At 40.7% G+C, this 13,986-nt stretch carries 13 protein-coding genes; 11 read left to right on the top strand and 2 right to left on the bottom strand.

Annotation, left to right across the window (positions count from 1 at the left end):
- Nucleotides 1–91: 91 nt before the first annotated feature.
- The 5 genes from D0T60_RS13180 to D0T60_RS13160 all read left to right on the top strand — a co-directional run bounded on the left by D0T60_RS13180 (nucleotide 92) and on the right by D0T60_RS13160 (nucleotide 6,827).
- A complete protein-coding gene (locus D0T60_RS13180) occupies nucleotides 92–271 on the top strand; it encodes a hypothetical protein (protein ID WP_163218572.1) in 180 nt (59 codons plus the stop codon).
- Nucleotides 272–383: 112 nt separating this feature from the next.
- A complete protein-coding gene (locus tag D0T60_RS13175) occupies nucleotides 384–1,640 on the top strand; it encodes an Mfa1 family fimbria major subunit (protein WP_163218571.1) in 1,257 nt (418 codons plus the stop codon).
- An 82-nt stretch (nucleotides 1,641–1,722) separates the two neighbouring features.
- Nucleotides 1,723–2,682, top strand: coding sequence for a FimB/Mfa2 family fimbrial subunit (locus D0T60_RS13170; protein ID WP_163218570.1), 960 nt, complete (start codon nucleotides 1,723–1,725; stop codon nucleotides 2,680–2,682).
- Nucleotides 2,683–2,724: 42 nt separating this feature from the next.
- Nucleotides 2,725–5,619 (top strand): BACON domain-containing protein, encoded by a 2,895-nt coding sequence (locus tag D0T60_RS13165; protein ID WP_163218569.1) that lies wholly within the window; start codon nucleotides 2,725–2,727, stop codon nucleotides 5,617–5,619.
- A 203-nt stretch (nucleotides 5,620–5,822) separates the two neighbouring features.
- Nucleotides 5,823–6,827 carry a virulence RhuM family protein gene (locus D0T60_RS13160; protein ID WP_163218568.1) on the top strand — a complete coding sequence of 335 codons (1,005 nt, stop codon included), beginning with the start codon at nucleotides 5,823–5,825 and terminating at the stop codon, nucleotides 6,825–6,827.
- Nucleotides 6,828–6,858: 31 nt separating this feature from the next.
- Here D0T60_RS13160 and D0T60_RS13155 read toward each other — a convergent pair whose 3' ends face one another.
- Nucleotides 6,859–7,818, bottom strand: a complete 960-nt coding sequence (locus D0T60_RS13155) for an Rpn family recombination-promoting nuclease/putative transposase (protein ID WP_163218567.1) — start codon at nucleotides 7,816–7,818, stop codon at nucleotides 6,859–6,861.
- 197 nt (nucleotides 7,819–8,015) lie between these two features.
- Here D0T60_RS13155 and D0T60_RS13150 point away from each other — a divergent pair, with 197 nt between their 5' ends.
- The 3 genes from D0T60_RS13150 to D0T60_RS13140 are packed head-to-tail and all read left to right on the top strand — an operon-like array spanning nucleotide 8,016 to nucleotide 8,877.
- Complete coding sequence (locus tag D0T60_RS13150; protein WP_163218566.1) at nucleotides 8,016–8,216, top strand: YtxH domain-containing protein; 201 nt, start codon at nucleotides 8,016–8,018, stop codon at nucleotides 8,214–8,216.
- 28 nt (nucleotides 8,217–8,244) lie between these two features.
- Complete coding sequence (locus D0T60_RS13145; protein ID WP_163218565.1) at nucleotides 8,245–8,610, top strand: phage holin family protein; 366 nt, start codon at nucleotides 8,245–8,247, stop codon at nucleotides 8,608–8,610.
- Nucleotides 8,611–8,613: 3 nt separating this feature from the next.
- Nucleotides 8,614–8,877: a hypothetical protein gene (locus D0T60_RS13140; protein WP_163218564.1), complete on the top strand. Its 264-nt coding sequence runs from the start codon at nucleotides 8,614–8,616 to the stop codon at nucleotides 8,875–8,877.
- Between the two features lie 4 nt (nucleotides 8,878–8,881).
- Here the strand turns inward: D0T60_RS13140 and D0T60_RS13135 are convergent, their stop codons facing one another.
- Nucleotides 8,882–9,850, bottom strand: coding sequence for a type I phosphomannose isomerase catalytic subunit (locus tag D0T60_RS13135; protein ID WP_163218563.1), 969 nt, complete (start codon nucleotides 9,848–9,850; stop codon nucleotides 8,882–8,884).
- A 210-nt stretch (nucleotides 9,851–10,060) separates the two neighbouring features.
- Here D0T60_RS13135 and D0T60_RS13130 point away from each other — a divergent pair, with 210 nt between their 5' ends.
- Genes D0T60_RS13130 through galK form a run of 3 tightly spaced genes read left to right on the top strand, consistent with a single transcriptional unit; the run spans nucleotide 10,061 to nucleotide 13,893 of the window.
- On the top strand, nucleotides 10,061–11,155 hold the full coding sequence (locus tag D0T60_RS13130) for an aldose epimerase family protein (protein WP_163218562.1): 1,095 nt from the start codon (nucleotides 10,061–10,063) through the stop codon (nucleotides 11,153–11,155).
- Between the two features lie 49 nt (nucleotides 11,156–11,204).
- Entirely contained in the window at nucleotides 11,205–12,695 is a 1,491-nt protein-coding gene (locus tag D0T60_RS13125; RefSeq protein WP_163218561.1) for an MFS transporter, read from the top strand.
- Between the two features lie 43 nt (nucleotides 12,696–12,738).
- Nucleotides 12,739–13,893, top strand: coding sequence for a galactokinase (gene galK, locus D0T60_RS13120; protein ID WP_163218560.1), 1,155 nt, complete (start codon nucleotides 12,739–12,741; stop codon nucleotides 13,891–13,893).
- Nucleotides 13,894–13,986: the final 93 nt, after the last annotated feature.

The raw sequence follows: 13,986 nt of genomic DNA, 5'->3' as shown, positions 1-13,986 counted from the left end.
TGATACTCATAAATAGGATATTTAAAAAGGAAATAGAGCACAAAGAAAGCTATTTTAGGGCAAAAAATAAACTGTTGAGATTATTGAGTGGATGCCCTGTTATCTGAGTGCCATCGTCTGCCAACGCTTACAGCGTGAGGAAGAAGCCGTGAAGCACTTTCGCGACGCCTGCAAACTGGATGAGGAGAAATGGTTCAGGGCGGATAGGGATCGGGAAATTTCCGAACTGGTTCGGAAATTTCAGTTGAGAGCTTCTTCAGTTGAAAATTGAAAATTGAAAGTTGAAAATTGCGCTGCCGCATGGAATAGACAAAGATAAACCGCTACCGCAAGGTAGCTACCAAATACTTTTTTTATTAACTAATTTATTAAACAAAATGAAAATGAATTTCAAACATGTAAGTATGATCGCTTGTGCTGCTTTGATGGCAGGGTTCTCAAGCTGTAGCAATGACGACGATGCTGCCGTAAACGGTGGCTTGATGACAAGTGGAGAACCAACCAGAGCAGTTATTTCACTGACTCAGGCAACCACTACCAGAGTTGCCGCCGGTGCTACTGATAGCGAAAAAGCATTGAAAAATGCAACGTTGTATATCTTCAATGCTTCTGAGCAATTGGTGAAGGCAGTGCCTTTCGCAGACCCAACTGCTACCGAAACAGTAGACCTGACTACCGGTTCTCATTATTTCTATGCAGCAGTAAATAAAACAGGTTTACCTACTATTGCAGCCGGAACTTCAATGAGCGATGTAGAAAAAACTGTGTTATCTATCAGTAGCTTAGATGACATAACCAATGCTACCAACGGTTTCTTTATGACTAATGCAACGAAACCCATTGCACAAAACATCGTGAAATCAACTGATGGCGCTGACAACAAAATCAATATCCAAGTAGGTCGTGCTGTAGCTAAAATCGACTTTATATTGGATGCAAATGCTACCCAACCAACCTATGGTGAGCTTTCCGGCATTTCTTATAAGATTGGTGGTAACCAAAACAAAATGCACTTCTTCCCTATAATGGAAGGTGGCAATTTGTTGACTCCTTATTATAACAAAGCTTATGATGCAGCTAACTACCTGACACCTACTACTTATACTGCTTCGGGAACAGGTGCTTATGCCATGGAAAACTCTAACGATGGTACAACTACTCCATTAGTGCAAGGTAAAGTAACTTATGCGTATATCAAAGGGGTATTTGCACCTAAAGCAGTATTGAATGCTGATGGTACTGACGGTTCTGCAAGTACTGACGGAACTTTCTACCGTTTGTATGATGAAACAGCCAAAGCCTTTACTGCCGGTTTCTACAATGCGGAACCTTCTGTTGTTCCTGCTGATCATAAGGTAGCAAAATACGACAAAGGTGAATGTTACTATGGTTTCTGGATGAATCCTACAGGTAAATACACAATTAACCGTAATAACCTTTACAATGTAACTTTGAAGTTTGTAAACGAAATCGGTACTAATAGCGAAGCTGGTGATGTAGATGAAAACGGTGATCCGCTTGATCCTACCAACCCAAACCCTCCTATCAAACCAACAGACCCGATTGAAGAAGAAACTAAACTGCAAGCTACTATCGAAGTTCTTGACTGGAATCCGGTTGAACAAAACGGTGGTATCTAATTCTATCGTGTGACCCAACCTATTTGAAGGTGTGTCTTTGACGCACCTTCTTCCCCTTATTTTTCTATAAATCCCGAGAACAATGAAACATTTACGACCGATAAAAAAGAACCTGCTGCAATTCTTCTGCGCAACCATAAGTTTGCTGCTGCTCAGTGGCTGTCTGAACGATGATACCGACCACTGTTCGCCAGGTGCGCAAGAAATATCCGTTTTACTTAAATGCGATATAAACACCACGGGAACGGACGTGTTTACATCGGTTGTAAAACATGTCGACCTGTATATTTACAATGCCATTACAGGCATATTGCATCAAACAGAAACACTCAATAAAGAGCAACTGGAATCGGAAGATTACCTGCACAAACTCTCTCTATTGCCCGGCAACTATATATTGGTGGCCTGGATGAATCAAAACACAGAATATGAAAACAGCGATACCCGGCAGCTTACCGCCGCCCGTATGAAACTAAAGTTCGGCAAAACAGGCGAAATAACCACCGACACCGAACCCATTTACTTTGGTCGCAACTCCCTTTCCGTAGGCGAGAAGGATGAACACATCACCCTGAATCTGATGAAGAATACAAATTATATCAAGGTGAATGCTCACTTTAACCACATACTGCCCCCTTCTTCGGTTATCAACAGCTATATCGTGGGTACCAACGGGGTTTATGACTTTGACAACAACTGCCCGGGAGATGCTCCCGTGTATACATATATGCCTGTTCAGCATCCGGACACACGCGCAGCGTACACCCACCCGTTGAGCTTTACCACCCAGCGGCTGATGGTGGGCGACGACCTGCGGCTGATTGTCACCCTGCAGGATGAAGACCGCCCACTGGAAACCCTGATAGACATTTCTCTAACGGGAACCATTCGCAAGAATCCCGACTATGCCACCCAGCAAGCCTTAGACAGGAACGATACATACCAACTCGATTTCGATTTCGAATACAACGGCTATGCTCACGTGCTTACCGGTATTCAGGTAAACGACTGGAAAGTGGATAACTCCGTGGGAGGACTATAAGAGTTGAGAGTTGAAAATTAGAAATTACAAAATATATACGATATGAAAAGAATTACTCTATTAGTGAGCATTCTGTTGCTATTATTTTCCGCATGTTCCGAGGAAGCGCGTGAAGGTGGTAGTATAGAAAAGAACGGCGAAATGCTGTTGATGCTCGATTTGAAAGTTCCGGTATCTTCTTCTACTACCCGTGCTCTGGATAAAGACAAAGAAGATAAAGTACAAACAGTAGATGTGTTGGTTTTTGATGAAGCCGGCATCTACCAATACCGTAAATCGGCAGATGTAACAGATGCCTCATTTAAAGTATACCTTAAAAAGAGTGGGGAAGACAAGCACCGGCTGGTGGTACTGGCCAACCTGAAAAATGAAATCAACAGTATCGACCCCGATCTTACCGATGGCACATTTGGTGTTTCACAACACACACAAAAAGAAGATATTCTTAAACTCATCACTTTTGAAAGTACAGGAAACTGGGATACCGACAACCTGGCCTACACCGCTCTGCCCATGTGGGGAGAAACGGTGGCTAAAGAAATCTCCGCTTCTACTCCGTCCAATAGTTTTGGCACTATATACCTGTTGCGTGCCGTGGCTCGCATAGATGTAGGCCTAGATTTTGACCAGGGTAGCAACCTGCCACAAGGATTGTCGAACTTTGTATTGAAATCTGTTGAAATACGCAACAGCTACAGCCAAGGTTATGCCGCTCCGCTAACAGGGAAATGGTCGTCTACCCCGGAAGACCGCTTGCCAAGCATCCCCGATCCGGTTCCGGCTATCAATGAAGATGGCAGCAAACCGGTTTATAGTATTTCCGATAGCGAAACCGGTAAATATGGTTTTGTACACGAAATCTATGTAAGCGAATATGATAATAAAACAGCAGCGGATAACGACGCACGTTTTTGCTTAATTATAGGTGGCTTGTATGCTGGTGCTTCTGCCCCTACTTACTACCGCATCGATCTCCTGGATGCTCAAAACGCACCTTTAGATATTTTGCGCAACTACCACTACCGTATTAATATAACCAGAGTAAATGGCCCCGGCTACGGCAGTGAAGATACTGCCTTTGGTAGCGAACCCATTAATATGGAAACCGACGTATATGCCTGGGAAGAAGGAGGACTGAACGATATTGAGTCCGACGGGCAATATCAGCTTGCCGTAGACCGTAGCTCACTGACTTTATATAAAGAAGGAGAACCTGCCGAAACGGTAAACCTTTATGTTGATCATCCATCCGGCTGGGAGATTGAAATACCTCAGGCGTATGAAGACTGGCTACGGGTAAGCCCCGAAAGTGGAGATGCCAAACAACCGGTATCTATTGCTGTGACTGCAACTGCCATGACCAACGCTGCCGACCCAGACAGAGACGGGTACTTCTATATCAAATCGGGAAGACTCAAAAAGAAAATCACTGTGCAGCAGCTTAATAGCCAGGAACTAAGTATTGTGGTAACTCCTTCGGAATTGGTATTCCGCAAAAGTGGAACGCCTGCTCAAACAGTAGAGATAGCTACTTATCCATCGGATGCAACACGGTATTTTACCTACATTGGAGATTTTGGTACTACTTGGCCCTGGAAGCCTGCGGATGGCGCTGCAGATGCTACTTACAGCGTGCAACCACCTGTTAATGGAACTGGTCAGACCCGTACTTGTGTGGTGACTGTGCATATTAAAGATGCTACTGGTGTGATTATTGCCGCCCGTAACTTCACTGTGAAGCAATTAGCTACCGATATAAATTTTGTGCCTACAGTAGATGCTTTATATCCTGCCGAAGGTGGTCAGCAACAGTTCTTGGTTACTACCGACCTGATAGACTGGATTATGGAAATCACCGATGATCCGAAAAGTATATTATCGAATTTGGATGTAACCCAACAAGGACCTTGCACCGATCAGGCATATACTTTTGAACTTACGCCTAACGATACGTATGCACTTCGCGAAGCGATTATTAAGGTTTCTTCTTCTGAAAGTGATTTTGCGGACAGGAATATTGTAATTAAACAAGGGTATAATGCTCCGGCATTTACTGATGTGAGTGCAAGTAGTATTACATTAGATGGAACGGCTACGCAAACGCTAACTTTTAAAGTAAATGCTCCTTGGAAGTTTGAAACAGCAGGTGATTTTGATAAGGTAGTAGCAACAAGTGGCATTAAAATGGATGGCAATCCAATTACAGAAAGCACTGAATATGCAGGGGGTACGGCTACTGTACCAGAATCTGTAACGCTTACGCTTTATCCAAATACTGCAAACGGAGGAAATGCAACATTAAATCTGAGCACAGTAGCTATAGGAGTGGATTTGGATAAGCAGGGCACTCAACAAATTGCATTAAGTAGGGCTAATAATGTGTCTTCAGGGGGCAAGGAATATGAAATTGGTAAATCTTCCGGACTATTGCTGTATAGCAATGCGGAAACCTATTGTGCAGACGGTTGGACGCTTCCTACTGCAGCAATACTTAAAGCGTGGATGAATAGCAGTTTGTATGATCAAAATGATTCGAAAGCGTACTGGACAACTGCTACCAGGCAAAGTGATAAGGAGAACTATTATCCGATAACGGTAACAGCAACTACTACTTTTTCGATATTTACGACAGCATCAAAAGTGCAGAAAGGGAAGAGCGACGTAAAGATAAATGTGTTAGAGGAGAAGTGTAATGAACCATCTTATTTTAGTCCTGAGGTTGGGAATGGCATTCTATATAGATATCCTTTTATGCAATCGTTTCAGTATGAGTATACAGATGCAACAACGCTTGAGCAGAGGAGGGGATTACTTTTTAGTGTAACCAGTAAACAGTGGCATATAAGTGGTAACTCAGTTGCGGTGGTGAGTGGAACAAAGGATTCAGTATATAGTTCTGAAAAAGCATACGTTCGTTGTGTTAAACAAGTAAACTAACCATATCCTTTAAACTTCCCGTTCCCGTCGGGAAACATAAATCTCGGGAATTAGATGTCAGTGTATCCCCACTGCGAAGTGCGGTAATGATGTAAAATAGGTTTTTTGCTAAAGTGACCCTGCCAGGCGTGGCAGGGTTTTGCTATATTAAATAAAAGCTTTTATCTTTGAATCCAGAATTGGAAAGTCTACTCGGGAGAAATATGAAAGAAGAAAACAAAGGCGAAATACTTCTGTATCAAACAGCAGATGGCGAATCAAAGATAGAGGTAACACTATCTGACAATACCGTTTGGTTAACGTTAGACCAAATGGCAGAATTATTTCAACGCAATAAATCAACCATCTCACGACATATTAAGAATGTTTTTGAAACAGGGGAATTGCAACAAAGTTCAGTTGTTGCAAATTATGCAACAACTGCCAACGATGGTAAAACATATCAAGTTGCTTATTACAACCTCGACATGATAATCAGTGTTGGATACAGAGTCAACTCTCTTCGTGGCGTACAGTTCAGAATATGGGCTACACAGGTTTTGAAAGAGTATTTAGTAAAAGGCTTTGCTCTAAATGATGATTTGTTGAAACGCGCAGGAGGAGGCAACTACTTTGACGAATTATTATCTCGCATTCGGGATATCCGCTCCTCCGAAAAGCTTTTCTATCGCAAGATACTGGAGATATATGCCTTGAGTATAGACTACGACCCAAGAGCAGAAACTACAAAACACTTTTTTGCAACAGTTCAAAACAAAATGCACTTCTCTACTCATGGGCATACAGCCGCGGAAATAATTTATAGCCGGGCCGATGCAGAGAAAGATTTCATGGGACTCACTACTTGGAGTGGCGCTCTACCTCGCCGAGCAGATGCGGAATATGCCAAAAACTATTTGTCAGAACAAGAATTGGACACCTTAAACCGTATTGTGAACTTATATCTTGACTTTGCTGAGCTACAAGCACAAAGTCAAACACCCATGTACATGAAAGATTGGATACAGAAATTAGATGATTTCCTAAAGCTTTCGGGGAAAGAACTGTTAACTCATGCCGGGAAAATCTCGGCAGAAATGGCTAAGACAAGAGCAAACGATGAATTTAATAAGTTTCAGAAAAGAATAGAAAACCAACTGTCGCCCGTTGAAGTACATTTTCTGGAGAATTTCGAGCAAGAACATAAAAAGATTCTAAGGAGGAAATAACTAAAATCCGTTGGTGAATAAATTAATGCACCTATTCCAGCCCTTCTATCTCTTCTATCGACAAACCGGTTGCTTTAGCTATAATATCAGTAGCTACGCCAAGCTGCTTGAATTTTCGCGCATTAGCGATGTTTTGTTTTCTTGCACCTTGTTCGAGGCCTTGTTCGAGACCTTGTTCACGGCCTTCTTCACGACCTTGTTCGAGGCCTTCTTCACGACCTTGCTTTATACCTTTCTCCAAACCTTGCTTCAAGCCTTTTTCCATACCTGCTTTTAATCCTTTTCGCTCTGCACTACTGTATAGCGTTTTTTCCACACTAATAATATCCCAAAACTTCTCATAGCCCAGCAGTTGAGCATCAGTAAAGGCAGATTCCTCTAAGGCAGTAACAGCCTTTTTAATTTGTGGGTTATCCATTAACTCTTGCGGAACTTCTCGGGTATGTTGGCTGATCTCGGTAAGATAACGAAGCCACAATACCTGCATCTTCTTGGCAGCATAAGTGTTGGGTGTAAACTTGGGAAGCTCTACAAATATCAGGTGAAGACCGTTGATCACCTTTTCGGTATGCTCTACATGCACCAGTTTGTAATAATGGTAATAGCCCTCTAAATCCGATTCGAAGACTTCATTCACCAGATTGAGTGAATATACCGGTTGCAAAAGCTCATAATGTTCGCCGGTATCTATCTGCCGAACATAAGCTTTGGAAGCATTGAACAATACACGCTGTTTAAACTCGGGCGACCAGATCATTTGCATCTCTACAATAAACTGCCTGCCTTGTTTGTCTTTACAGCGAACGTCTACAATGCTATTCTTGCGCAATGGGTTTTCGGGCACCATCTCGCAAGCAAGGTACTCTATATCGGTTATCTCTTCTTCTTCGCTCAGAGGCAGAAGGGCGTTCAAGAGGCTCATCACCAAATCGGGATGTTCGCCAAATACACGTTTGAAGGTTAGATCAGCTTTAGGGTCGAGGTATCGCATATATGGGGTTGTTTTATTTCTATTACAAAAATAGCACTTTTATTTGGAAGGGCAAGGGAAGTTGAGTGAAAGCAGATGGCGAATCAAAGACAGAGGTTAAAACTATTTAATAAAGGAACAATACATCAAAAAATAACGTTAGATTTATAGAGTTAAGAATTAATTCAAAATAAGTATTAACTAAAAACAAATTGATTATGAAAGGATTAAATGTTTTAGCTGCATTCTTGGGTGGAGCAGCAGTCGGCGCAGCTCTTGGTGTATTATTTGCCCCCGAAAAAGGAGAAGATACTCGTGAAAGAATAGCTGCATTGTTGCGTAAAAAAGGTATTAAACTTCACGGTAGTGATTTAGACAATCTGGTAGATGAAATTGCAGCAGAGATTAAAGGTGAATAAATCGAAACAGAATTAAAACAGAACTATCATGTTCATAAGCGATAACAGTATCAAAGATATACGGGAATTAATAAGAGAGTTCAAGCAATATATAGAGCTCCAGAAAGAGTATACGAAACTTGAGTTAACAGAAAAACTTACTATTATTTTCTCTGCCATTATTTTGGCATTTGTACTGGTTACTCTTGGCATAGTAGTTCTGTTTTATCTATCTTTCTCATTAGCATATTTGTTGGCACCACATATTGGCGGGCTTATTGTTAGCTATGCCATTATTGCGGGTGTAATTATTTTGCTGATGATTATGGTTTATATTTTCAGAAAACCGCTTATTATAACCCCATTAGTAAACTTCTTTGCTAAACTATTTTCGAACGATTCTAAAACTAAGTAAACCATGAACTTAAGCAAAATAACCGGAAAAAAGACGAAAATAACGCTTGAGGATCTTACTCGGCGTAAAGAGGAAGTAATTAGAGAAATCAGGTTGGAAGAGGAGATTATGAGCGAATACTCTCAACGAATCTTCGCCCCATTCCTCCCCTCTATGAATAATAACCCTGTTTTAAAGAAATTCAATACCGGACTTGCTATTTTCGATGGCGTAATGTTAGGTATGAAAATATTCAAAGGAATCCGGAAAATCTTCAAAAAGAGTTAATAACTTAAACGTATGTTTCTAACAATTTAACCGCGCCTTCCGGTATTATTTGTACCTCTTGTGTGGTTGCAGGAAACAAAACTGTTTCACCGGCTTTCATTGTTATTTCATTCTTCTGATCATCAAACAAAGTACAAGCACCTTCCACACAAATAAAGATTACAAAGGAATCCAGCTCTGAATAATCGCAAGAGATTTCTTCCGTCATATCATACAATGAAGTGGTGAAATAAGGACAAGCCACCAACTCTACCGGCGCATTTTGTTCTGTCTCATACTGGGTGCGATAATCATCGAGAACCTCATAATTAATAGCTTCACGTGCTAAGTCGGTATGCAATTCGCGAGTTTTTCCTTCCGCATCTTTACGATTAAAATCATAAATACGATAGGTAATATTAGATGTTTGCTGAATCTCTGCAATAAAAGCTCCGGCACCTATACTATGTATACGCCCTGCCGGCAAGAAGAAAACATCTCCCGGATGTATATCATATTCCTGCAAAACATCCGTAATTGTATTATTATATACCCTTTCTTTGTATTCTTTAGAGGTAATCTCTTCAGAAAACCCAGAACGCAATTTAGCTCCTTTATCTGCATCTACTACATACCACATTTCTGTTTTTCCAAAAGAATTGTGACGCTTTTTAGCTAATTCATCGGTAGGATGAACCTGAATAGAAAGATCTTCTCTGGCATCAATAAACTTAATTAATAGAGGAAATTTGTTTCCAAACCTGGCATAGTTTGATTCGCCAACCAGTTCTTCACGATATTTCCTCACCATTTGAGTCAGGTTCAAACCTTTATCCGGTCCGTTTGCAACTATGGATTCATTGTCCTCCACATCTGAAATTTCCCAACTCTCTCCTACTCCTTTCATATCTGCACTTAAGTGCTTGAACGGAATAATTTTATCGCCACCCCAAAGCATCGGCTTTAGTATTGGTTCAAATTTTAGGGGATACATTTTACTTAATTATTAACGTTAAATTAAATATTTATCAAAATCAGGAACAAACTTACGAAAAATATTAAAACTGAAAAGTAAGTTGGAATAAAATATTCTCATTTTCTCAAAACTCTAAACTTTACTAAAAAGCACTATACATTTGCTAAGATTTATTTGGGAGTAAAGAAGAATTTGGTTTTATTTGCAATAAATTTAATAAAAAAGATCATGGTAAACACTTTTCCGACCGAAGAGAACAAAGCCGGGCTAAACCGGGAGGATTTTCAAAAGATTGTTAACGATAAGCAAACTGATTTATTTATTCTAAGAAACAAAAAAGGCATGGAAGTGGCCGTTACCAATTATGGATGTGCACTCCTTGCAATTATGGTACCGGATAAAAACGGAGAATATGCCAATGTTGTGTTAGGACACGATAGCATTGACCATGTTGTTAACAGCCCCGAACCTTTCTTAAGTACAGTTATCGGACGCTACGGTAACAGAATAGCCAAAGGAAAATTCACTTTATTCGGCGAAGAGTATAACCTGACAATCAATAATGGTCCTAACTCCTTACACGGAGGACCTACAGGCTTCCATGCCCGCGTTTGGGATGCAGAGCAATTGGATGAAGGTACTATTCAATTCAACTATTTCTCTCAAGATGGTGAAGAAGGTTTTCCCGGAAACCTGGAAGTTGAAATGGTGTACCGCCTTGAAGAAGAAGAAAATGCTTTAGTTATTGAATATAGAGCAAGCAGTGATAAAACGACTCTGGTTAACTTAACCAATCACGGTTTCTTTAACCTTGCAGGAATTACCAATCCTTCTCCCTCCATTGAAAGCAACATTGTAACCATCAATGCAGATTTCTATACTCCCATTGATGATGTATCGATTCCAACCGGAGAAATTCTGAAAGTAGAAGGAACGCCTATGGATTTCCGCACTCCTCATACCATTGGCGAACGTGTTAACGACAAGTTCCAACAACTTATTTATGGAGCCGGATATGATCACTGCTATGTACTCAACAAACCCGAAACAGGTGCTTTAACCCTTGCTGCTACATGTACAGACCCCGCAAGCGGAAGAGTAATGGAAGTATTCACCACCGAAGCAGGCGTTCAGCTTTATACAGGCAATTGGTTGAATGGATTTACCGGTGCGCACGGAGCTACTTTCCCGGCAAGAAGCGGTATTTGTTTCGAAGCACAGTGCTTCCCGGATACGCCCAACAAATCTTATTTTCCTTCTGCCACATTAATTGAAGGTGATGAGTACCAACAAGTTACCATCTATAAATTTGGAACACTATAAATATAAATACTAATCCTAAATAAATAAAACTAACCATTTAAACATTATCATGGAACAACAAAAAAAGAACAGTAACCTCGTAGCAATTATTACGATGTTTTTCATCTTTGCTATGATCTCTTTCGTAACTAACCTTGCCGCTCCTTTCGGCACAATCTGGAAAGGCCAATATGCCGGGTCGAACACATTAGGTATGATGGGAAATATGATGAACTTCCTCGCCTATCTGTTTATGGGAATCCCCGCCGGTAATATGCTTGTTAAAATTGGCTACAAGAAAACAGCCTTGATTGCAATGGCAGTAGGTGTACTCGGATTGCTTACTCAATACCTATCAAGCTTATTCGGAGCCGAAACCGGTGTTTTCTCGTTTGGCGATTACACCATTATGTTAAACTTCATTATCTATTTACTTGGAGCATTCATTTGCGGTATCTGTGTTTGTATGTTGAACACCGTAGTAAACCCCATGTTGAATCTTCTTGGTGGTGGCGGTAACAAAGGAAACCAATTAATCCAAACAGGTGGTGCACTTAACTCTTTATCAGGTACTTTGACTCCTTTCTTTGTAGGTGCTTTGATTGGTACAGTGACTTCAAAAACATCTATGTCAAACGTTGCTCCTCTTCTTTTCATTGCTATGGGTGTGTTTGCTGCTGCTTTTATTGTTATTTCATTTGTAGCTATTCCCGAACCACATCTTCAAAAGGGTGGAACTAAAAAAGAAAAATTCTCTCATAGCCCTTGGAGCTTCCGTCATACAGTAATGGGAGTAATCGGTATCTTTATTTATGTAGGTATCGAAATTGGTATCCCGGGTACTTTGAACTTCTACCTGTCTGATGCTACGGATAAAGGTGCCGGTATATTAATTAATGGTGCTGCAATTGGTGGTGCAATTGCTGCAATTTATTGGTTATTGATGCTTGTAGGTCGTACTATCAGTAGTGCAATCAGTGGAAAAGTTTCCAGCCGTGTTCAGTTAATCGTTGTATCTGTTACTGCTATTGTTTTTGTACTTATTGCCATCTTTACTCCAAAAAATGTGGGAGTGGAAGTTCCGTCTTTCATCTATAATCCTGTATCAAAAACAACAGGTATATTAACCAATGCAGGCGTTCCTGCCGATAAAATAGATGCATTTATTGCCAATCCGGCTTCAGTAGATCTTTCTGCTTATGCTGAAGGGTTAATGGCAGAAGGTAATCTAAAGGTAGAAGATGTACCTAACTCGCTGAATGCTCCTAAAGTACCTATCAGTGCATTTTTCCTCATTCTTTGTGGTCTTTGTACTTCTGTAATGTGGGGTGGTATCTTTAATCTTGCTGTAGAAGGCTTAGGTAAATATACTGCGCAAGCTTCGGGTATCTTTATGATGATGGTTGTAGGAGGTGGCGTATTGCCATTAATACAACAAGGGCTTGCTGATGCTTTCGGCTACATGGCTAGTTACTGGCTCATTATCGCTGCACTTGCTTATCTATTATATTACGGTTTGGTAGGTTGCAAAAACGTTAATAAAAATATTCCGGTAGAATAAACTACTATTATTAATAACCATATTTAAATAAGGAGAAAATACCATGGATATAGATCATGTAAGAAGTCGCTTCGCTAAACACTTTGATGGTGCCACAGGATATGTATACGCATCGCCCGGACGTATTAACCTAATTGGTGAGCACACCGATTATAATGGAGGTTTCGTATTTCCCGGTGCAGTAGACAAAGGTATTATTGCCGAAATCAAACCTAATGGAACCAACAAAGTGCGTGCTTATTCTATCGACCTGAAAGATAAAGTTGAATTCGGTTTAAACGAAGAGGATAAGCCACGTACCAGCTGGGCGAAATATATATTTGGTGTATGCCGCGAAATGATCAAACGCGGAGTAAAAGTAGAAGGTTTTGATACTGCTTTTGCAGGCGATGTTCCCCTTGGAGCGGGAATGTCTTCATCGGCAGCCTTGGAAAGTACTTATGCTTTTGCTTTGAATGAATTATTTGGAGAAAACAAAATAGACAAATTCGAACTGGCTAAAGTTGGTCAAGCTACAGAACACAACTATGTAGGTGTAAACTGTGGTATCATGGACCAGTTTGCTTCTATATTCGGTAAAGCCGGTAGTCTGATTCGGTTGGATTGTCGTTCATTAGAGTATCAATACTTCCCATTCAACCCTAAAGGTTATCGCCTTGTATTAGTTGATTCGGTTGTAAAACACGAACTTGCTTCTTCTGCTTATAACAAACGTCGTCAATCTTGCGAGAATGTAGTAGCCGTTATGCAAAAGAAACATCCTCATGTACAATTCCTTCGTGATGCCAACATGTCGATGCTCGAAGAAGTAAAGAACGAAGTGAGTGCTGAAGATTACATGCGCGCAGAATATGTAATTGAAGAAATACAAAGAGTACTCGACGTTTGCGACGCTCTGGAAGCAGGTGATTACGAAACTGTAGGACAGAAAATGTATGAAACTCATCACGGTATGAGTAAACTCTACGAAGTAAGCTGCGAAGAACTCGACTTCCTTAATGATGTAGCCAAAGAATGTGGTGTAACCGGTTCTCGCGTAATGGGCGGTGGATTTGGTGGTTGTACCATCAACTTGGTGAAAGAAGAGCTTTACGATGGCTTTATAAACAAAGCTACAGAAGCGTTCACAGCCAAATTTGGTAGAAGCCCGAAAGTGTACGATGTGGTAATCTCTGATGGTTCAAGAAAACTTGCGTAAGTAGTTTCTACATACCAGCATTAAATACCAAAAAGAAAAGACTGCCTCAAATCGTTGAGACAGTCTTTTTGTATTAATAGGTTTCTGCTTTCT

Origin of the sequence: Bacteroides sp. 224 (genome assembly GCF_010500995.1) — a bacterium.
In the GTDB taxonomy this organism is placed as follows: Bacteria; Bacteroidota; Bacteroidia; order Bacteroidales; family Bacteroidaceae; genus Bacteroides.
This window is presented reverse-complemented; position numbering and strand designations above follow the sequence as displayed.